Source organism: Enterobacter sp. KBR-315C3_2022 (genome assembly GCF_041399425.1).
Classification (GTDB): domain Bacteria; phylum Pseudomonadota; class Gammaproteobacteria; order Enterobacterales; family Enterobacteriaceae; genus Enterobacter.
The window spans coordinates 1-20,913 of the sequence record NZ_JBGKEB010000014.1 but is presented as its reverse complement, the minus strand read 5'-3'; the positions used below and the strand labels follow the sequence as shown (position 1 = coordinate 20,913).

The 20,913-nt window shown below is 58.3% G+C and carries 15 protein-coding genes and 2 tRNA genes; 10 read left to right on the top strand and 7 right to left on the bottom strand.

Translation table 11 applies throughout. The features are described 5' to 3' along the window. Positions 1-35 precede the first annotated feature (35 nt). The 3 genes from ptrA to recD are packed head-to-tail and all read left to right on the top strand — an operon-like array spanning position 36 to position 8,274. Positions 36-2,918, top strand: coding sequence for a pitrilysin (gene ptrA / locus AB8804_RS15345; protein ID WP_371187618.1), 2,883 nt, complete (start codon positions 36-38; stop codon positions 2,916-2,918). Then, the gene (recB, locus tag AB8804_RS15340) at positions 2,915-6,457 is read left to right on the top strand and encodes an exodeoxyribonuclease V subunit beta (protein ID WP_371187616.1); all 3,543 of its coding nucleotides are present in this window, start codon (positions 2,915-2,917) and stop codon (positions 6,455-6,457) included. The genes ptrA and recB overlap by 4 nt, the downstream gene beginning before the upstream one ends. After that, positions 6,454-8,274, top strand: a complete 1,821-nt coding sequence (gene recD, locus AB8804_RS15335) for an exodeoxyribonuclease V subunit alpha (protein ID WP_371187614.1) — start codon at positions 6,454-6,456, stop codon at positions 8,272-8,274. Before recB ends, recD begins: the two co-directional genes overlap by 4 nt. 54 nt (positions 8,275-8,328) lie before the next feature. On the opposite strand, the gene argA is transcribed toward recD, so the two are convergent. Then, entirely contained in the window at positions 8,329-9,660 is a 1,332-nt protein-coding gene (gene argA, locus AB8804_RS15330; RefSeq protein WP_371187612.1) for an amino-acid N-acetyltransferase, read from the bottom strand. A gap of 227 nt (positions 9,661-9,887) precedes the next feature. Here argA and amiC point away from each other — a divergent pair, with 227 nt between their 5' ends. Continuing rightward, positions 9,888-11,141: an N-acetylmuramoyl-L-alanine amidase AmiC gene (gene amiC, locus AB8804_RS15325; RefSeq protein ID WP_371187610.1), complete on the top strand. Its 1,254-nt coding sequence runs from the start codon at positions 9,888-9,890 to the stop codon at positions 11,139-11,141. Positions 11,142-11,228: 87 nt separating this feature from the next. Here the strand turns inward: amiC and AB8804_RS15320 are convergent. Both AB8804_RS15320 and AB8804_RS15315 read right to left on the bottom strand, forming a co-directional pair. Further along, positions 11,229-11,305: transfer RNA gene (locus AB8804_RS15320), tRNA-Met, on the bottom strand. A gap of 43 nt (positions 11,306-11,348) precedes the next feature. Beyond that, positions 11,349-11,425 (bottom strand) — tRNA-Met (locus AB8804_RS15315). A gap of 208 nt (positions 11,426-11,633) precedes the next feature. On the opposite strand from AB8804_RS15315, the gene mltA reads away from it, so the two are divergent. Both mltA and tcdA read left to right on the top strand, forming a co-directional pair. Further along, complete coding sequence (gene mltA / locus AB8804_RS15310) at positions 11,634-12,731, top strand: murein transglycosylase A (RefSeq protein WP_371187607.1); 1,098 nt, start codon at positions 11,634-11,636, stop codon at positions 12,729-12,731. A 74-nt stretch (positions 12,732-12,805) separates the two neighbouring features. Continuing rightward, positions 12,806-13,612, top strand: a complete 807-nt coding sequence (gene tcdA / locus AB8804_RS15305; protein ID WP_371187605.1) for a tRNA cyclic N6-threonylcarbamoyladenosine(37) synthase TcdA — start codon at positions 12,806-12,808, stop codon at positions 13,610-13,612. On the opposite strand, the gene csdE is transcribed toward tcdA, so the two are convergent. Together csdE and csdA are read right to left on the bottom strand one after the other, a co-directional pair. Beyond that, on the bottom strand, positions 13,603-14,049 hold the full coding sequence (gene csdE, locus AB8804_RS15300) for a cysteine desulfurase sulfur acceptor subunit CsdE (RefSeq protein ID WP_371187603.1): 447 nt from the start codon (positions 14,047-14,049) through the stop codon (positions 13,603-13,605). The genes tcdA and csdE overlap by 10 nt on opposite strands. Next, positions 14,049-15,254, bottom strand: coding sequence for a cysteine desulfurase CsdA (csdA, locus tag AB8804_RS15295; protein WP_371187601.1), 1,206 nt, complete (start codon positions 15,252-15,254; stop codon positions 14,049-14,051). The genes csdE and csdA overlap by 1 nt, the downstream gene beginning before the upstream one ends. Positions 15,255-15,446: 192 nt before the next feature. Between csdA and AB8804_RS15290 the strand changes: the two genes are divergently transcribed. The 4 genes from AB8804_RS15290 (at position 15,447) to rlmM (ending at position 18,467) form a co-directional block, all read left to right on the top strand. Beyond that, on the top strand, positions 15,447-15,674 hold the full coding sequence (locus AB8804_RS15290; protein ID WP_112009738.1) for a YgdI/YgdR family lipoprotein: 228 nt from the start codon (positions 15,447-15,449) through the stop codon (positions 15,672-15,674). Between the two features lie 347 nt (positions 15,675-16,021). Continuing rightward, positions 16,022-16,939: a glycine cleavage system transcriptional regulator GcvA gene (gene gcvA, locus AB8804_RS15285; RefSeq protein ID WP_371187599.1), complete on the top strand. Its 918-nt coding sequence runs from the start codon at positions 16,022-16,024 to the stop codon at positions 16,937-16,939. Between the two features lie 39 nt (positions 16,940-16,978). Then, entirely contained in the window at positions 16,979-17,374 is a 396-nt protein-coding gene (locus AB8804_RS15280; RefSeq protein WP_371187597.1) for a DUF423 domain-containing protein, read from the top strand. Next, positions 17,367-18,467 carry a 23S rRNA (cytidine(2498)-2'-O)-methyltransferase RlmM gene (rlmM, locus tag AB8804_RS15275; protein WP_371187595.1) on the top strand — a complete coding sequence of 367 codons (1,101 nt, stop codon included), beginning with the start codon at positions 17,367-17,369 and terminating at the stop codon, positions 18,465-18,467. The genes AB8804_RS15280 and rlmM overlap by 8 nt, the downstream gene beginning before the upstream one ends. Positions 18,468-18,529: 62 nt before the next feature. On the opposite strand, the gene xni is transcribed toward rlmM, so the two are convergent. Continuing rightward, positions 18,530-19,285 carry a flap endonuclease Xni gene (gene xni, locus AB8804_RS15270; RefSeq protein WP_371187593.1) on the bottom strand — a complete coding sequence of 252 codons (756 nt, stop codon included), beginning with the start codon at positions 19,283-19,285 and terminating at the stop codon, positions 18,530-18,532. A gap of 112 nt (positions 19,286-19,397) precedes the next feature. Beyond that, complete coding sequence (sdaB, locus tag AB8804_RS15265) at positions 19,398-20,765, bottom strand: L-serine ammonia-lyase II (protein ID WP_371187591.1); 1,368 nt, start codon at positions 20,763-20,765, stop codon at positions 19,398-19,400. Positions 20,766-20,913 lie beyond the last annotated feature (148 nt).

Sequence of the window (20,913 nt, the reverse complement as noted above, 5' to 3'; positions counted from 1 at the left end):
TTTGTTAATGATGTAGCCGTGATAAAGAGGTCGTAATGCCAGGCAGCACCTTGTTTAAAGCGTTAGTGATGTTTGTCGCCCTTTGGGCTCCCGTTACTCAGGCAGATTCCGGTTGGCAACCCGTTCAGGAAACTATCCGTAAGAGCGAGAAAGATACCCGCCAGTATCAGGCTATTCGACTGGATAACGGAATGACCGTGCTGCTCGTTTCCGATCCTCAGGCGGTTAAATCTCTCTCGGCGCTGGTGGTGCCCGTCGGATCGCTGCAGGATCCGCAGGATCATCAGGGTCTTGCGCACTATCTGGAACATATGACGCTGATGGGGTCAAAAAAATACCCTCAGCCGGATAGCCTGTCCGAATATCTCAAAATGCATGGCGGAAGCCACAACGCCAGCACCGCGCCCTATCGCACCGCATTTTATCTTGAAGTCGAAAACGACGCCCTTACAGGCGCGGTCGATCGCCTTGCGGATGCAATAGCCGCGCCGCTGCTGGATAAAAAGTATGCCGATCGCGAACGCAACGCGGTTAATGCTGAGCTGACCATGGCCCGCACCCGCGACGGCATGCGTATGGCCCAAGTCAGCGCTGAAACCATCAACCCGGCGCACCCCGGCTCACGTTTTTCCGGCGGCAATCTGGAAACGCTGGCCGACAAACCGAACAGCCCGGTGGTTGATGCGCTGCATGCGTTTCGTGATAAATACTACTCTGCGAACCTCATGAAAGCGGTTATCTACAGCAACAAACCACTGCCGGAGCTGGCCGCCATGGCCGCGCAGACCTTTGGCCGCGTGCCGAATAAAAACATCGAACAGCCGAAAATTGACGTTCCGGTGGTCACCGACGCCCAAAAAGGGATCGTCATTCACTACGTTCCGGCGCTGCCGCGAAAAGTGTTGCGCGTTGAATTCCGTATCGACAACAACACGGCGCAGTTCCGTAGCAAAACGGATGAGCTGGTGACCTATCTCATCGGCAACCGAAGCCCGGGCACCCTTTCTGACTGGCTGCAAAAGCAGGGGCTGGTGGAAGGCATTCGCGCTGACTCCGATCCCGTGGTGAACGGTAACAGCGGGGTGCTGGCGATTTCGGCGACGCTGACGGACAAAGGCCTGGCCCATCGCGATGAAGTGGTCGCCGCTATCTTTAGCTATCTCTCTTTGCTGCGTGAGAAAGGCGTCGACAAACGCTATTTCGATGAGCTGGCGCACGTGCTGGATCTTGATTTCCGCTACCCGTCAATCACGCGCGACATGGACTACGTGGAGTGGCTGGCCGACACCATGATCCGCGTGCCGATCGAACACACGCTGGACGCCGTTAACATTGCCGATAAGTACGATGCCGAGGCGATCAAAGCGCGTCTGGCGATGATGACGCCGCAGAATGCCCGCATCTGGTACATCAGCCCGAACGAGCCGCACAACAAAACGGCCTACTTCGTTGACGCTCCCTATCAGGTCGACAAAATTAGCGAGCAAACCTTCGCGGGCTGGCAGAAAAAAGCGGGAGAAATCGCGCTGCAGCTGCCGGAGCTGAACCCGTACATTCCGGATGATTTTTCGCTGATTAAGTCAGCGAAGGCCTATCCGCACCCTGAACTCATCATCGATGAGCCTACGCTGCGCGTGGTCTACTCACCGAGCCGCTATTTTGCCAGCGAGCCGAAAGCCGACGTCAGCGTGGTGCTGCGTAATCCAAAAGCGATGGACAGCGCCAAAAATCAGGTGATGTTTGCGCTGAATGACTATCTGGCCGGTATTGCGCTGGACCAGCTCAGCAACCAGGCCGCGGTGGGTGGGATTAGCTTCTCGACCAACGCCAATAACGGCCTGATGCTGAATGCCAACGGCTACACCCAGCGCTTGCCGCAGCTGTTCCAGGCGCTGCTGGAAGGGTATTTCAGCTACACCCCAACGGAAGAGCAGTTCGAGCAGGCGAAGTCCTGGTACGCGCAGATGATGGACTCGGCTGAAAAAGGCAAAGCCTACGATCAGGCGATTATGCCCGCGCAGATGCTGTCGCAGATCCCTTACTTCCAGCGCGAGGATCGCCGCGCGCTGCTGCCTTCTTTGACGCTAAAAGAGGTGATGGCGTATCGCGATTCGCTGAAAGCCAATACCCGTCCGGAATTCCTGATTGTCGGGAATATGGGCGAAGACCAGGCAAAAACGCTGGCGCAGAACGTGCGTACCCAGCTGGGCTCTAAAGGCGACGAATGGTGCCGCAATCAGGACGTGCTGGTCGAGAAAAAGCAGAATGTGATTTTCGAAAAAGCCGGTAACAGCACCGATTCCGCGCTGGCGGCCGTTTTCGTGCCGACGGGCTATGACGAATTTGCCAGCTCCGCCCAAAGCGCCGTGCTGGGGCAAATTATTCAGCCGTGGTTCTACAACCAGCTTCGCACCGAAGAGCAGCTCGGCTATGCGGTCTTTGCCTTCTCGATGAACGTCGGTCGCCAGTGGGGGCTGGGCTTCCTGCTGCAAAGCAGCGACAAACAGCCTGCCTATCTCTGGCAGCGCTATCAGGCATTCTTCCCGCAAGTGGAAGAAAAGCTGCGCGCCATGAAGCCGGAGGAGTTTGCCCAGATTCAGCAGGCGGTCATTGCTCAGGTGATGCAGCCGCCGCAAACGCTGGGCGAAGAAGCCTCGCAGCTGAGCAAAGATTTCGATCGCGGCAATATGAAATTTGATTCGCGTGATAAAATAGTGGCCGAGATAAAACAGCTGACGCCTCAGAAGGTTGCCGATTTCTTCCACCAGGCGGTGATTCAACCGCAGGGAATCGCCATCCTGTCGCAGGTTTCCGGCAGCCAGAACGGGAAAGTGGAGTACGTTAACCCGAACGGCTGGAAGGTCTGGAAGAGCGTCAGCGCGCTGCAGCAATCAATGCCCTGGAGTAAGAAAGAATGACCAAAACCGCTGAGCCGCTTAATCCCTTACGTTTACCTCTACAGGGCGAACGGTTGATTGAGGCCTCAGCGGGAACGGGAAAAACGTTCACCATCGCCGCGCTCTATTTGCGCCTGCTGTTAGGGCTCGGCGGCAGCGCGGCGTTTCCACGCCCTCTCAGCGTGGAAGAATTGCTTGTTGTCACCTTCACCGAAGCCGCCACCGCCGAGCTGCGCGGTCGTATTCGCGCCAATATTCACGAGCTGCGCATCGCCTGCCTGCGCCAGAGCACGGACAATCCCCTCTATGCGAGCCTGCTGGAAGAAATCAGCGATAAGCACCAGGCCGCGCAGTGGCTGCTGTTAGCCGAGCGGCAGATGGACGAAGCCTCCGTCTTTACCATCCACGGTTTTTGTCAGCGCATGCTGAGCCTCAATGCGTTCGAATCCGGCATGCTGTTTGAGCAGCAGCTTATCGAAGATGAATCTGAACTTCGTTATCAGGCCTGCGCGGATTTCTGGCGCCGTCACTGCTACCCGCTGCCGCGCGATATCGCCGAAGCGGTACACGCCCTGTGGAAGGGGCCGGACGAACTTTTACGCGCAATTAACAGCTACCTGCAGGGCGAAGCGCCAGTGATTAAGTCGCCGCCGCCTGCGGACGAAACGCTGTCGATGCGCCATGAGAAGATCGTGGCGAAAATTGCGGCCCTCAAGCAGCGGTGGAATGAATCGGTGAGCGATATCGATGCCGTTCTCGAAAATTCCGGGATCGACAGGCGCAAGTTCAACCGCGGCAATCAGGGGAAATGGATCGAGAAGATTAGCGCCTGGGCGCAGGAGGAGACGCGCGGGTATCAGCTCCCCGATGCTCTGGAGAAGTTTTCTCAGCGCTTTCTCGTGGAGCGCACCAGGCCCGACGGCATTGTTCCCGAGCATCCGCTTTTTGTCGCCATTGAGGCGCTGCTGGCCGAGCCGTTGACCCTCAACGATCTGATGATTACCCGTGCGATGGCGGAAATTCGCGAAACGGTGGCGCGAGAAAAACGCCGCCGGGGCGAACTCGGCTTTGACGATATGCTCAGCCGTCTGGATGCCGCGCTGAGCAGTGAAAATGGGGACGCCCTTGCGGCGGCTATTCGCACCCGCTTCCCGGTGGCGATGATCGATGAGTTTCAGGATACGGACCCTCAGCAGTATCGTATTTTTCGCCGCATCTGGCAGCGCCAGCCGGATACCGCGCTGCTGCTGATCGGCGATCCTAAGCAGGCCATTTACGCCTTTCGAGGCGCAGACATTTTTACCTACATGAAGGCCCGCAGCGAGGTTGAGGCGCACTACACCCTGGACACCAACTGGCGCTCGTCGCCCGCAATGGTTGAGAGCGTAAACGCGCTGTTTAGCCGAATGGACGCGGCGTTTATGTTCCGCGAAATCCCGTTTCTTCCCGTAAAGTCTGCGCCCAAAAATGCCGCTTTACGATTTGAATATAACGGTGCGACGCAGCCCGCGATGCGCTTCTGGCTGCTTGACGGTGAGGGCTACGGCGTTGCGGATTATCAAAACGCCATGGCGCAGCACTGTGCCGCTCAGATCCGGGACTGGCTCAGCGCGGGCGTGCGCGGTGAAGCGCTGCTGTGGAGAGGCGAAACGTCTCAACCGGTCAGGGCATCAGACATTACGGTGCTGGTTCGCAGCCGTCAGGAAGCTGCGCTGATCCGCGATGCGCTGAGCCTGCTGAATATTCCTTCGGTCTACCTCTCTAACCGCGACAGCGTATTCGATACGCTGGAAGCGCAGGAGATGCTGTGGCTGCTGCAGGCCGTGCTCGCTCCGGAGCGGGAAAGCACGCTGCGCAGCGCGCTGGCCAGCGCCATGCTCGGGCTTAATGCGCGCGATATCGATGCGCTTAACAAGGACGAACACGCCTGGGATGCCGTCGTTGAAGAGTTTGTACGCTATCGCGAGCGCTGGCAAAAGCGGGGCGTTATGGCCATGCTGCGCGACGTGATGGCGCAGCGTCACATCGCAGAGAATATGCTCGCGACGGCAGGCGGCGAAAGGCGGCTCACCGACATCCTGCACATCAGCGAGCTGCTGCAGGAGGCGGGGACGCAGCTAGAAAGCGAGCACGCGCTGGTGCGCTGGCTGGCGCAGCAAATCGCGGACCCCAACAGCAACTCGGCGAGCCAGCAGATGCGCCTGGAAAGCGACAAGCATCTGGTGCAAATCGTCACCATCCACAAGTCGAAGGGGTTGGAGTATCCGCTGGTCTGGCTGCCGTTTATCGCCAACTATCGCGCGCAGGATCAGGCGTTCTACCACGATCGCGAGTCGTTTGAAGCGGTGCTTGATCTCAGTAAAGCTGAGTCCAGCGTTGAGCTGGCGGAGGCCGAGCGCCTGGCGGAAGATTTACGCCTGCTGTACGTTGCGCTGACCCGTTCCGTCTGGCACTGCAGCCTCGGCGTCGCGCCGCTTTTCCGTCGTCGTGGTGAAAAAAGCGGCGAGACCGATTTTCATTTAAGCGCGCTGGGTCGGCTCGTCCAGCTTGGCGAACCAAAGGATGCGGCGGGCCTGCGTCAGTGCATTGAATCGCTTTGCGGCGAGGCTATCGCGCTGCACGCGCCTTCACAGCCGGACGGCAGCCGCTGGCAAATGCCCGAGACGCGCGAAGCGGCGCTGCACGCCCGCCAGATTACCCGCACCGTCGCCGACGACTGGCGCGTGACCAGCTATTCCGGCCTGCAGCAGCACGGGCAAAATATCGCACTGGACCTGATGCCGAAGCTGGACGTGGATGCCGCAGGGGTAGGGGACGTGCCCGCAGAACCTGCCCTCACGCCGCATCAGTTTCCGCGCGGCGCCTCACCGGGAACCTTTTTACACAGCCTGTTTGAAGAGCTGGATTTTACGCAGCCCGTTTCTGAAGAGTGGGTACTCAGGATGCTGCAGGCCGGAGGATACGGTGCCGAGTGGCAGCCGGTTCTGACGGCGTGGATCGACGCCATTTTGCGCGCGCCGCTCGGCGAAAGCGGCATTTCGCTTAGCCAGCTTTCGGCCAAGGATAAACAGGTGGAAATGGAGTTTTATCTGCCCATTGCGGGCCCCCTCAGGGCCGATGCGCTTGATGCGCTCGTTCGCGAGCACGATGCGCTATCTGCCGGCTGCCCGCCGCTGAATTTCCGTCAGGTGCAGGGCATGCTGAAGGGCTTTATTGACCTTGTGTTTCGCCATGACGGGCGCTACTACCTGCTGGATTACAAATCGAACTGGCTGGGTGAAAACAGCGAGGCCTACACGCAGCAGGCGATGGCGGCAGCCATGCAGTCGCACCGGTACGACCTGCAGTATCAGCTTTACACCCTGGCGCTGCATCGCTATTTGCGCCACCGCATTGCCGACTATCGCTATGAAGAACATTTTGGCGGCGTGATCTACCTCTTCCTGCGCGGCGTGAATGCGGACGACGCGAGCTCGGGCATCTTTAGTACCCGACCGGACGAGGCGTTAATTGAAAAAATGGACAGCTTATTTGCAGCAGGCACGGAGGCGATGGCATGACGATGCAGGAACTATTGCTCAACGCGGCGGAGCAGCGCCTGCTGCGCCCGCTGGACGTACAGTTCGCCATGATGGTTGCGCATGAGCACCCGGCCGTCATGCTGGCGGCGGCGATGCTCAGCAAAGATGCCGGGGAAGGTCACGTTTGCCTGCCCCTGACGCGCCTGGCGGTTGACGAGAAAATGGCCCCGGAACTGCAGGCCTGCTTTGCGCTGCTTGGCGAGCCGGTGGACTGGGAAGACGAGCTTATTAACTCCAGCGCCGTCAGTCAGGGAGAGGGCCAGGCCCCGCTCATCCTGATTGCTGGCCGACTTTACCTGAACCGCATGTGGCGAAACGAGCTGGCCGTTGCACGCTTTTTTAGCGAAACCAACGCGCCGCTTCCCTGCGACGAAGCCCGGCTCAGGCAAACGCTGGATGAGCTTTTTCCCTCTGGTGAGGCCGTCGACTGGCAAAAAGTGGCTGCTGCCGTCGCCTTAACCCGGCGAATTTCCGTTATCTCCGGCGGGCCGGGAACGGGCAAAACGACCACCGTGGCAAAGCTGCTCGCGGCGCTGATCCAACTTTCCGGCGATCAAAAGTGCCGGATCCGCCTCGCGGCCCCGACCGGTAAAGCGGCGGCTCGCCTCACGGAATCCCTGGGCGGCGCGTTGCAGAAGCTTCCGCTCGACGACGATCGGCGCGCGCTTTTCCCCCGCGAGGCCAGCACCCTGCACCGCCTGCTTGGCGCACAGCCCGGCAGCCAGCGCCTGCGCTACCATGCGGGCAATCCGCTGCATCTGGACGTGCTGGTGGTGGATGAAGCTTCGATGATCGATCTGACCATGATGTCGCGGCTCATTGATGCGCTACCGCCCCATGCGCGGGTGATTTTCCTGGGCGACAGGGATCAGCTGGCCTCCGTCGAGGCGGGCGCGGTATTGGGCGATATCTGCACCTTCGCCAGCTTTGGCTATACTGCCGAGCGCGCGCAGGAGCTGATGCGGCTGACCGGCTGCGTGCTGGAAGGCGATAGCTCGCCTCAGGCTGGCGCGCTGCGCGACAGCCTGTGCCTGCTGCAAAAAAGCTACCGTTTCGGCAGCCATTCCGGCATTGGGCAGCTGGCGGCTGCGGTCAATCGGGGCGATCGCCATGCCACTCGCTCGGTGTTCGACGGCGGCTTCACGGACATTGAGAAAAAATTGCTCCAGAGCGGGGAAGAGTATCAGGCCATGCTGGAAGAGGCCTATCAGGGCTATCGCCAGTTCCTGAGCAGCGTGCAGCAAAACGCTGCGCCAGAGCAGGTCATTGCCGCCTTTGGCGAATACCAGCTTCTGTGTGGGCTGCGGGAAGGGCCGTTCGGCGTGTCGGGTCTAAACGAAAGGCTGGAGCAGCTGTTGATTCAGAAACGCAAAATCACCCGCCAGCCGCATTCCCGCTGGTACGAGGGGCGGCCGGTGATGATTTCGCGCAACGACAGCGCGCTTGGCCTGTTCAACGGTGATATTGGCATCGCGCTGGACCGCGGCCAGGGGATGCGCGTGTGGTTCCAGATGCCTGACGGCAGCGTGAAGTCCGTGCAGCCGAGCCGCCTGCCGGAGCACGACACCGCCTGGGCGATGACGGTGCATAAATCCCAGGGATCGGAGTTCAACCACGCGGCGCTGATTCTGCCAACGCAGCTTTCACCGGTGATTACGCGCGAGCTGATCTATACCGCAATCACGCGCGCGCGCCAGCGGCTGTCGCTGTACGCCGACGAGCGTATACTCGCGCAGGCCATTGCGACCCGCACGGAGCGCAGAAGCGGCCTGAGCGCGATATTTGAGTCCCTCTGAATGAGGAACGGAATGCAGGCCGGGTAAGCGCAGCGCCACCCGGCAAGTTCTGTATCACCCCAAATCCGCCATCAGCACCTTTGAGCGGCGCTGATAGTTGTACATCTCTTTCTTGCTCTCCGGCAGTGAATCAATATCCACCGGCGTAAAGCCGCGCTCCTGGAACCAGTGAATGCTGCGCGTGGTCAGGACGAACAGCTTGCTGAGGCCAATCTGGCGCGCCTGTGCTGCCACGCGCTCCAGCAGCACTTCACCGCGCGATGAGCTGCGGTAGTCCGGGTGCACCGCCACGCAGGCCATTTCGCCAATTTTCTCTTCCGGGAAGGGGTAGAGTGCGGCGCAGGCGATGGTCAGGTTATCGCGCTGAATAATGGTGAACTTGTCGATCTCCATCTCCAGCTGTTCGCGCGAGCGGCGCACCAGGATGCCCTGCTGTTCAAGCGGGCGAATCAGCTCAAGAATGCCGCCGATATCGTTAATGGTGGCGCGGCGGATCTGCTCCGCGCTCTCCATCACAATCTGCGTTCCGATGCCGTCGCGCGAGAACAGCTCCTGCAGCAGCGCGCCGTCTTCCTGATAGCTAATCAGGTGGCTGCGGCGCACGCCGCTGCGGCAGGCTTTTACCGCGCCGCGCAGAAAGCGAACGGTGCCGGAGTTGTAGTCACCTTCGGCTTCCAGGGATTCGACGCGCGCCTGCGCTTCGTTGGGAAAAAGTTCCGGCACGATCGCCCCCTCATCGTTGACGACCCCCTGCGAGGAGCAGAAGCCAATCATTTTTTCCGCCTTCAGCTTGATGGCCAGCTGGGTGGCGATCTCTTCCGAGGTCAGGTTAAAGCTCTCTCCGGTAACGGAGACCGCGACGGGCCCCATCAGCACGATGGCTCCGCTGTCCAGCTGGCGGTGGATCGCCTCTTCGTCGATGCGGCGAATGCGCCCGCTGTGGCAATAATCCACGCCGTCGTCCACGCCGAGCGGCTGGGCAATAATAAAGTTGCCGCTCACGACGTTGATGTGCGCCCCCTGAAGCGGCGTATTGTTCAGGCTCATCGACAGGCGTGCGGTGATATCCAGCTGCAGCAGGCCTGCGGCCTGCTTAACCAGCTCCAGCGTTTTGGCATCCGTTACGCGGGTATTTTTGTGATAAATCGGCTCGTGATGATGGGCCGCAAGGTTGGCGTCGATTTGCGGACGCGCGCCATACACCACGACCAGGCGAATGCCGAGGCTGTGCAGAAGGCCTATATCGTTGACAATGCTGGAGAAATTTTCATGTTCAATGGCTTCACCGCCAAGCATAATGACAAACGTTTTCCCGCGATGGGTGTTGATATAGGGAACAGAATGGCGGAATCCCTGGACCAGTTCGGTTCTACGTTCCTTCACCATGGCACAACCCTTAATGAATGTTTATTCGTATTTAATGTATTTTTATTCGATCGCGAGCGCGCGTGCAAGCCTAAATTTTCTGCGATGCACAGAAATTGATGAGTAATACGTGCGTTAAGGTGCGAATGTTTACCCTTTTATAGATGACAGTTTATGCGTCATTCGTTAAAGTTTTCGGTCAATTTGGCTATTTTCGTTTTTAATCAGGTTACTTGCTCGGGAGAAGCATGTCGGGATCCAATTCAGCAATAAGCCGTCGCCGCCTGTTAAAAGGCGCCGGAGCGATGTGGTTGCTCAGCGTCAGCCAGGTAGGTCTTGCCGCCGCCAGTCAGGTCGTTGCGGTTCGCGTCTGGCCGTCGTCGACCTATACCCGCGTGACGGTCGAATCCAATCGGGTGCTGAAATATAAGCAGTTTGCACTCAGCAACCCCGAGCGCGTTGTGGTGGATCTTGAAGGCGTAAACCTGAACTCAGTGCTTAAAGGCATGGCGGCACAAATTCGCGCTGACGATCCCTACATCAAGTCGGCGCGCGTCGGGCAGTTCGATCCGCAAACCGTGCGCATGGTGTTTGAGCTCAAGCAGAACGTGAAGCCGCAGCTGTTCGCGCTGGCGCCGGTTGCCGCGTTCAAAGAGCGCCTGGTGATGGATCTCTATCCGGCGAACGCCACGGACATTCAGGATCCGCTGCTGGCGCTTCTCGAAGATTACAACAAAGGCGATTTAGAGCGTCAGGTGCCGCCCGCGCAAAGCGGCCCGCAGCCGGGCAGGGCGGGGCGCGATCGTCCGATTGTGATCATGCTCGATCCGGGCCACGGCGGGGAAGACTCCGGTGCGGTAGGGAAATACCACACGCGCGAAAAAGACGTGGTGCTGCAGATCGCTCGCCGCCTGAAGGCGCTGATCGATAAAGAAGGCAATATGCGCGCCTACATGACGCGCAACGAGGACGTCTTTATTCCGCTGAAGGTCCGCGTGGCGAAAGCGCAAAAACAGCGTGCGGACCTTTTTGTCTCCATCCACGCGGATGCGTTTACCAGCCGCCAGCCGAGCGGCTCCTCTGTGTTTGCGCTTTCCACAAAAGGGGCGACCAGCACCGCGGCGAGATATCTTGCCGACACGCAGAACGCCTCGGACCTTATCGGCGGCGTGGGCAAAAGCGGCGACCGCTACGTCGATCACACCATGTTCGATATGGTTCAGTCCCTGACCATTACCGATAGCCTGAAGTTTGGTAAGGCGGTGCTGGGCAAGCTTGGCAATATCAACAAGCTGCACAAAAACAGCGTCGAGCAGGCCGGGTTTGCGGTGCTGAAGGCGCCGGACATTCCGTCTATCCTCGTCGAAACGGCGTTTATCAGTAACGTGGAAGAAGAGCGTAAGCTTAAGACCGCAAAATTCCAGCAGGAAGTGGCGGAGTCGATTCTGGCAGGGATACGGGCGTATTTCTCAGATGGCGCAACGCTGGCGCGACGCGGATAACTCTTTCAGCCGGGTGAACGCCCGGCAAATTCCCAAACGACAGATACAAAAAAACACCCTTAAGGGTGTTTATTGTTTTAGACGTGTTGGTTGCGGGGGCCGGATTTGAACCGACGACCTTCGGGTTATGAGCCCGACGAGCTACCAGGCTGCTCCACCCCGCGTCCGTCTTTCTACAGTCGTAGAAGATACTTCATCACATTGTGTTGGTTGCGGGGGCCGGATTTGAACCGACGACCTTCGGGTTATGAGCCCGACGAGCTACCAGGCTGCTCCACCCCGCGTCCGTGGAAGCGCACTATACTCGGATAGGCTTATGATGCAACCCCTTTTTCACATAAATCATGATTTTGTATACAAAATGCACGTTACGGCCTTGCCTGGTCTACTTTTTGCGCAAAATTTGCCAAAGGTCTGGCGATTGCATTTCATTAGCCATGACGGTTTGTTATCTTCATCACGCGGAAATGGGCAACTAAAAGACGAGATATAATGAAAGGACGTTGGGCGAAGTATCTAATGACGGGCGCAATGGTAGCCATTCTTGCGGCCTGCTCTTCTAAACCGACCGATCGCGGTCAACAGTATAAAGATGGGAAATTATCCCAGCCTTTCTCCCTGGTTAACCAGCCGGATGCCGTTGGCGCGCCGATTAACGCCGGAGATTTTTCCGAGCAGGTCTACCAGATCCGCAACGCCTCTCCACGCCTCTACGGCTCGCAAAACAACGTCTACAGCGCGGTACAAGACTGGCTGCGCGCGGGCGGCGATACCCGCAACATGCGCCAGTTTGGTATTGATGCCTGGCAGATGGAAGGGGCGGATAACTACGGCAACGTGCAGTTCACTGGCTACTACACGCCGGTTATCCAGGCGCGACACACCCGCCAGGGCGAGTTCCAGTACCCGATTTACCGCATGCCGCCAAAACGCGGCCGCCTGCCGTCCCGTGCGGAAATTTACTCCGGCGCGCTGAGCGAAAACTACGTTCTGGCGTACAGCAACTCCCTGATGGACAACTTCATCATGGACGTTCAGGGAAGCGGATACATTGATTTTGGCGACGGCTCGCCGCTGAACTTCTTTAGCTACGCCGGTAAAAATGGCCATGCCTACCGCAGCATTGGCAAAGTGCTGATCGACCGAGGCGAAGTGAAGAAAGAAGATATGTCGATGCAGGCGATCCGCGAGTGGGGCGAAAAGCACAGCGAAGCCGAAGTGCGCGAACTGCTTGAGCAGAACCCGTCGTTCGTCTTCTTCAAACCGCAGAACTTTGCGCCGGTGAAAGGGGCAAGCGCGGTGCCGCTGATTGGCCGCGCGTCCGTGGCGTCGGATCGTTCTATCATTCCCGCGGGCACCACGCTGCTTGCAGAAGTGCCGCTGCTCGACAATAACGGCAAATTCAGCGGTCAGTACGAGCTGCGTCTGATGGTCGCGCTTGACGTAGGCGGCGCAATCAAGGGCCAGCACTTCGACATTTATCAGGGGATTGGCCCGGATGCCGGACACCGTGCGGGCTGGTATAACCACTACGGCCGCGTCTGGGTATTGAAAACCGCGCCGGGTGCAGGAAACGTATTCAGCGGCTGAGTGTGGTATTCTGAGCAGCATATGAACGAGCAGGGGTGAGGGATTAACCTCACCCTTTTTACATCTGAGGTGTTATGTCTGTAGTAATCAGCGATGCCTGGCGCCAGCGTTTCGGCGGCACGGCACGTCTTTATGGTGAGAAGGCCCTGCAGCTGTTTGCGGATGCGCACGTCTGCGTGGTCGGGATTGGCGGCGTAGGCTCCTGGGCGGCAGAGGCGCTGGCCAGAACCGGTATCGGCGCGATTACGCTGATTGATATGGATGACGTCTGCGTAACCAACACCAACCGCCAAATTCACGCGCTGCGCGACAGCGTCGGCCTGGCGAAGTCTGAGGTCATGGCGGAGCGTATACGCCTGATCAACCCGGAATGCCAGGTTACGGTGATCGATGACTTTGTGACGGCAGATAACGTCGCGGAATACATGAGCAAAGGCTACAGCTACGTGATTGACGCTATCGACAGCGTGCGTCCCAAGGCCGCGCTGATCGCCTACTGCCGTCGCTATAAGGTGCCGCTGGTTACCACCGGCGGCGCGGGCGGGCAGATCGATCCGACGCAGATCCAGGTCGCCGATCTGGCGAAGACCATCCAGGATCCGCTGGCGGCGAAGCTTCGCGAGCGGCTTAAAATCGACTTTAACGTCGTGAAAAACAGCAAAGGAAAGCTGGGCGTAGACTGCGTGTTCTCGACCGAGGCGCTGGTCTACCCGCAGTCTGACGGTTCCGTGTGTGCGATGAAAAGTACGGCGGAAGGGCCTAAGCGGATGGATTGCGCCTCAGGGTTTGGCGCGGCCACCATGGTGACGGCCTCTTTTGGCTTTGTGGCCGTCTCTCATGCGCTGAAAAAGATGATGGCGAAGGCGGAACGTCAGGCCTGAGCCTGACGCGCGGCGTCCAGCACCGCGTCGCTGAGTGCAATCAGGCCCTGACCGCGCGAGGCGCTAAGCTGCGCGCGAAGCCCAAGCTCGTCGAACAGCGCCAGCGGAGAGTGCGCCAGCAGCTCAGCGGCGCTTTTTCCTTCCACGGCGGTCAACAGCACCGCCAGCAGCCCGCGAACGATTCGTCCCTCGCTGTCGCCAAAAAAGTGCAGCTTGTCCCCCGATGCGCTAAACCCCAGCCAGACGCGGTTCTCGCAGCCCGCGATCTCTTTCGCCTGCGTTTTCAGCTCGTCCGACAGTGCGGGTAGCTGTTTGCCGAGCAAAATCAGCTGGCGATATTTATCCTCCCACTGGGTTAGCGGGGCGAAGGTCTGCCTTAAGGCTTCTTCGGTGATCGTGGTGCCGAACGAGTGTCCGGCCAGTGCTGAATGCGTCATTAATCCACCAGGAGGTCAAGGGCACGGTCAACGGCGGAAACCAGCGCGTCGACGTCGCTTTTTGTATTATACGGCGCGAAGGACGCGCGCAGCGTGCCGCTTACGCCAAGCGCGGCCAGCAGCGGCTGAGCGCAGTGCTGCCCGGCGCGCAGGGCGATGCCGTATTCGGCCAGCAGCGTCACCATGTCGCCGTGATGAACGCCTTCAAAATCAAAGGCGAGCAGGCTGGAATCCTGCACCCGGAACGAGCGAAAGCCCGGGCGCTTTTTCAACGCTTCTTCCGCAAGCGTCGCCAGCCCCCGGCTCCAGCTCTCCGCCTGAGCGATGTCCGTTTCTTCAAGCCACTCCAGCGCGGCGCTCAGGCCAATCACGCCCGCCACGTTCGGCGTACCGGCCTCCAGACGATACGGCACATCCTGCGTTTTGAATCCGTCGAAGGTCACTTCGGTAATCATCTTGCCGCCGCCTAGCCACGGCGTCATCTGTGCCAGCAGCTCCGGCTTGCCGTACAGCACGCCGATGCCGGTAGGGCCGTACAGCTTGTGCCCGGAGAAGGCATAAAAGTCGATATCGAGCTTCTGAACGTCCGCCGGGTAGTGAACCACGCCCTGCGCGCCGTCAACCATCACCACCATGCCGCTGGCGTGGGCGATCTCAATGGCGCGAGCCAGATCCGGGCAGCCGCCGGTGACGTTAGACATCTGCCCTAGCGCCAGAATGCGGCTGCGCGAGGTGATGAGATCGGTCAGGCGGGCGACGTCAGGCAGGAAATCAGAGCCCAGGGGAAGCTTAACGACCCGCGCGCCCGTCTGCTCAGCCAGCATGAGCCACGGTACCAGGTTAGCGTGGTGCTCGGCCTCGCTGACGATAATCTCATCGCCCGGCTGCAGCAGGGGACGGGCGTAGCACTGGGCGACCATGTTGATGGCCTCGGTCGTGCCGCGCGTCCAGACGATATTTTTTCCGCTTTCGGCATTGATCAGGTGCGCAACCCGATCGCGCGCAGCCTCATAGCGCGCGGTTAAGCGCTGGGCCTCGGCAAACTGGCTGCGATGCACATTTCCCGCGCTCAGGCTGTAGAAGCGCTGCGTGGCCTCTATCACCGCCAGCGGCTTCAGCGCCGTCGCGGCGCTGTCAAGGTAAATTCCGGCATCGACCAGCGCCGGGAACTGCGCGCGAAACTGCGCGGGACTGAAAGCGTTCATGTTGTTCCTCATCTCAATAGTGAGATCGTCGCGCAATTTCAGCACCAGGGCAAGGAAGTTGATATCTATCAGATTTGTCTGCTTATCCTGGCGACATCGGAAAAGCAGGTTATGCTAAATAGTGTTAGGTGAATGTTTAAGCCTGTTTTAAATCGATGTTTGAATAGCATTAATTGCTAAAGGAGAATAAGCATGAAAAAGACAGCCGCCGTTATTTCCGCCTGTGTATTTACCTTTGCCCTGAGCGCCTGTTCAGGTAACAACTACGTTATGCACACAAACGATGGTCGATCTATCGTATCCGAAGGGAAACCGACAACCGATAACGATACCGGGATGATTTCCTACAAAGATGCGAATGGCAACAAGCAGCAGATCAATCGCAGTGATGTGAAAGAGATGAAAGAAATCGAGCATTAACAGCGAGATAGGCAAAAAAAAGCACCGCAAATTGGCGGTGCTACATTAATCACTATGGACAGACAGGGTAAATGTACAGGAAGTGAAAAATTGGTAGCGTTGCTACCGTGGTCTGAATCGCAGACCAATTGCAAACACAACAACACAACATCACAACCGTAAGCCAAAAGCCCTTCAGAACACGCATTCCAAAAAACTTTTCGTTCCGGCTCAGGAAGTGCCGCCACTATAGGTATTTGCTGGTAGTTCCTCAACGGACAAATTATAATGGCTCAGATAAAAAAAACTAATAGGTTAAACGTTGTTTCCTATATGTTAAATCTCGTTAACATCTAAGCCAGATAACCATGTCGAAGCGATTGCCACCCCTTAATGCATTACGTGTATTTGATGCAGCAGCACGTCACCTGAGCTTCACCCGCGCAGCCGATGAGCTTTTTGTGACGCAGGCCGCAGTAAGCCACCAAATCAAGTCTCTTGAGGATTTCCTGGGCCTTAAGCTGTTCCGCCGCCGCAACCGTTCCCTGCTTCTGACCGAAGAAGGCCAGAGCTATTTTCAGGATATCAAAGAGATTTTTTCCCAGCTCACCGAGGCCACGCGTAAGCTTCAGGCGCGGAGCGCAAAAGGGGCGCTTACCGTCAGTTTATTGCCCAGTTTTGCCATCCAGTGGCTGGTGCCGAGACTCTCAAGCTTTAACTCAGCTTATCCGGGAATCGATGTTCGAATCCAGGCGGTGGACCGTCAGGAGGACAAGCTGGCGGACGACGTGGACGTCGCCATTTTTTATGGTCGCGGCAACTGGCCGGGTTTGCGCGTTGAAAAATTGTACGCAGAATATCTGCTGCCGGTCTGTTCGCCGCTGCTGCTCACGGGCGACAGGGCGCTGAAGGCACCCGCCGATCTGGCACAGCATACGCTTTTACACGATGCTTCTCGCCGCGACTGGCAAACTTATACGCGTCAATTAGGTCTTAATCATATAAACGTGCAGCAGGGCCCCATTTTTAGCCACAGCGCAATGGTGTTACAGGCTGCGATTCACGGACAGGGCGTGGCGTTGGCGAACAACGTTATGGCGCAGTCCGAAATTGAGGCGGGCCGTCTGGTCTGCCCCTTTAATGATGTTCTGGTCAGCAAGAACGCATTTTATCTGGTTTGTCATGACAGTCAGGCAGAACTGGGTAAAATAGCCGCCTTCCGGCAGTGGATCCTGTCCAAAGCGGCGAACGAGCAAGAAAAATTCCGCTTCAGGTATGAACAATAACTTTTGTGTGCTGAGCACGCATCACTTTAGGATTGAACCATGACCAGCCGATTCATGCTGATTTTTGCCGCGGTAAGTGGCTTTATTTTTGTGGCACTGGGCGCTTTTGGGGCACATGTGTTAAGCAAGACGTTAGGGGTAGTGGAAATGGGCTGGCTTCAGACCGGCCTTGAATATCAGGCGTTCCATACGCTGGCCATCTTCGGGCTGGCGGTGGCGATGCAGCGCCGCATCAGCATTTGGTTTTACTGGAGTAGCGTTTTTCTGGCGCTGGGGACCGTGCTGTTTAGCGGCAGCCTCTACTGCCTGGCGCTGTCGCATCTGCGCCTTTGGGCGTTTGTTACCCCGGTTGGCGGCGTGAGCTTCCTGGTGGGGTGGGTATTAATGTTTATCGGAGCTATCCGTCTGAAACGCAAGGGCGTTGTTCATGAATAAGGTTGTTTTATATTGTCGCCCGGGGTTTGAGAAAGAGTGCGCCGCGGAAATTACGGATAAAGCGGCGAAGCGCGAAGTCTTCGGTTTTGCGCGCGTAAAAGAGAACGCGGGCTACGTGGTGTTTGAATGCTACCAGCCTGACGATGCTGAAAAGCTGGTGCGCGAGCTGCCGTTTAGTTCGCTTATCTTTGCGCGCCAGATGTTTGTTGCCGGCGAGCTGCTGAAAGATCTTCCTCCTGAAGATCGCGTTTCGCCTGTCGTCGGCATGCTGCAGGGCGTGGTTGAGAAGGGCGGCGAGCTGCGCGTTGAGGTGGCGGACACCAACGAAAGCAAAGAGCTGATGAAGTTCTGCCGCAAGTTCACCGTGCCGCTGCGCGCCGCGCTGCGCGATGCGGGCGTGTTGACGAACTACGAGACGCCAAAACGTCCGGTGGTCCATATCTTCTTTATTGCCCCTGGCTGCTGCTACGCCGGCTACTCGTACACCACCAACAACTCGCCGTTCTTTATGGGGATCCCGCGCCTGCGCTTCCCGCCGGATGCGCCAAGTCGTTCAACGCTTAAGCTGGAAGAGGCGTTCCACGTCTTTATCCCGGCCGATGAGTGGGACGAGCGCCTGGCGAACGGCATGTACGCGGTCGATCTCGGGGCGTGCCCCGGCGGTTGGACCTACCAGCTGGTGAAGCGCAACATGTGGGTTTCCTCCGTTGATAACGGCCCAATGGCGCAGAGCCTGATGGATACCGGACAGGTCACCTGGCTGCGCGAAGACGGCTTCCGCTATCGTCCAAATCGCAACAACATCTCATGGATGGTGTGCGACATGGTGGAAAAACCGGCGAAGGTGGCTGCGCTCATGGCGTCCTGGCTGGTTAACGGCTGGTGCCGCGAAACCATTTTTAACCTCAAGCTGCCGATGAAGAAGCGCTATGAGGAGGTCTCTCAGAACCTGGCCTACATTCAGGCGCAGCTGGACGAGCACGGGATTAACGCGGAAATTCAGGCGCGTCAGCTGTATCACGATCGCGAAGAAGTGACGGTACACATTCGTCGCTGGTGGGCGGCCGTGGGCGGGCGTCGCGACGAGCGATAGTACGAGCTTTGTTTTGCCCGGTGGCGCTGCTGCTTACCGGGCCGACATGATCGTGAGTCGTTTTAACGCTCCAGCCTCAGCTGCTGCAAATTCCCGTCGAGCTGCAAATCCGTCTGTAGCGTTGCGATCTCCCGGCAGATAAACGCCATCTCTTTATGCGCTTCCAGCTTTTTACGCCACTTCTCCGGTACGTCATCCAGCCGGGCGTAGATCCCCTCCAGGCTCCCAAAATCCTTCAGCAGCTGCGAGGCGCTTTTCGGCCCGATGCCCGCTACGCCCGGTACCTTAGAGCTGCTGATTCCTGCAAGCCCCCAGTAGTCGGGGAGCTGCTCGGGCGACACGCCAAATTCGCTGGCGATAAACGGCGCGTCGAGCCAGCGTTTCTGAAAGTAGTCGCGAATGCGGATGGTCGGTGAGAGCAGCTGGCAGTAGCCTTTATCGGTTGAGACGATGGTCGCCTGATGGCCAGCGCTTGCCACCTTAACCGCCAGCGTCGCGGCGAGGTCATCGGCTTCACTGCCGTGTGCGCCCCAGCAGGGGACGCCGCGCTGCTCAAAGGCGGCGCGTATCGCGGGCATTTCTGAATGCAGATCGTCCGGCATGGGCGCGCGCCCTGCTTTGTAGTCGGGCAGGCGCTGGTGCCGCCAGCCGGTATTACGCGCTTCGTCATCGAACACCGCGACCGCGTGCGTAGGTTCGCTGTGGCGGATCAGCAGCTCCAGCGCGTGCAGACAGGTGTCCTTGCAGGGCGTGCCTTGTACCGCATGAATACGGCGGATCAAATTAAGCGCGTCGACGATAAGCAAATGAACGGCCACAGATAATCTCCCTTCTATCTAATGGGTGAAGGGTAACACTGTCAGCAGCATGAAACTATGAGCGGTGGGAAAAACGGGAAGAAGCCTCGCAAAACGAGGCTTCCCGAGAGGCTTAATCGCAGGTGACGATCTTCATCGCCAGGCCGCCGCGAGAGGTTTCGCGGTACTTGGCGTTCATGTCTTTACCGGTTTCGTACATGGTTTCGATCACTTTATCGAGACACACGCGCGGCTCGCTGGTGCGGCGCAGCGCCATGCGCGCGGCGTTCACCGCTTTAACGGAGGCGATCGCGTTACGCTCAATGCACGGCACCTGTACCTGACCGGCAACCGGATCGCAGGTTAAGCCGAGGTTATGCTCCATGCCGATTTCCGCCGCGATGCACACCTGCGTCGGGCTTGCGCCCAGCAGTTCGGCCAGGCCTGCAGCCGCCATTGAGCAGGCTACGCCGACCTCGCCCTGACAGCCCACTTCCGCACCGGAAATGGAGGCGTTCATCTTGTACAGCGAACCGATCGCGCTCGTCACCAGCAGATAGCGCGCCAGCGAGTTAGCGTTCACTTCACGGATAAACTTGTCGTAGTACGCCAGCACCGCCGGAACGATACCGCAGGCACCGTTGGTCGGCGCAGTCACCACGCGCCCGCCCGCGGCGTTCTCTTCGTTAACCGCCAGCGCGAACATGTTGATCCAGTCCACGACCGCCATCGGGTCGGTGGTGGTTTTGTCGGTGCTGACCAGCATGCGGCGCAGCGCGGCCGCCCGGCGTGGAACGCGCAGCTTGCCCGGCAGAACGCCTTCGGTAGTAATGCCGCGCTCAATGCCGCCGCGCATCACTTCCCAGACGTTCGCGAAGTGCTGTTCCAGCTCTTCTTTGCTGTGCAGCGCCAGCTCGTTCTTCATCATCAGGCCGGAGAGGGAGAGGCCCGTTTCCTGGCAGTGACGCTGTAAATCCGCCGCGTTTTTATACGGATAAGGCACCTGCACCGGCGAGCCGTTGGTCTGCCCGAAGTGCTCTTCATCGACGATAAAACCGCCGCCGATGGAATAATAGGTTTGGCTGTAAATCGCCTTGTCGCCTGCCAGCGCGGTGATGCGCATGCCGTTTTCGTGCAGGGACAGGTTGTCTGCATGGAAATTCATGCAGTGGTCGACCGGAAATTCGACTTCGTGCTCGCCGTTCGCCAGCAGCAGGCGGCCGTGCGTGTTCACGTCCTGAATGAACCCAGGAATTGCATCAATATCAACAGTATCCGGCAGGTTACCCGCCAGGCCCATGATAATGGCAATATCGGTATGGTGACCTTTACCGGTCAGGGAAAGGGAACCGTATACATCGACAACCACGCGGGTTACGTCGTGCAAAATGCCGCGTGCAATCAAGTCATCCGTGAATTGTTTACCGGCCTTCATGGGGCCGACGGTGTGAGAGCTGGAAGGACCAATACCGATTTTGAAGATATCGAATACGCTAATCATGATGCGTCCATTGCTATCAGTCAGAGGAGTGGAGTGGGGGCCCCCCCCCCGGCCGGCGGGGGCTTTAATGGAAAAAAAGATCAAAGAAAGAAAACAGCGGAATCCAAACAAAAAAAACCAAAAAAACCCTCCGTAAAAAAAACAAGAT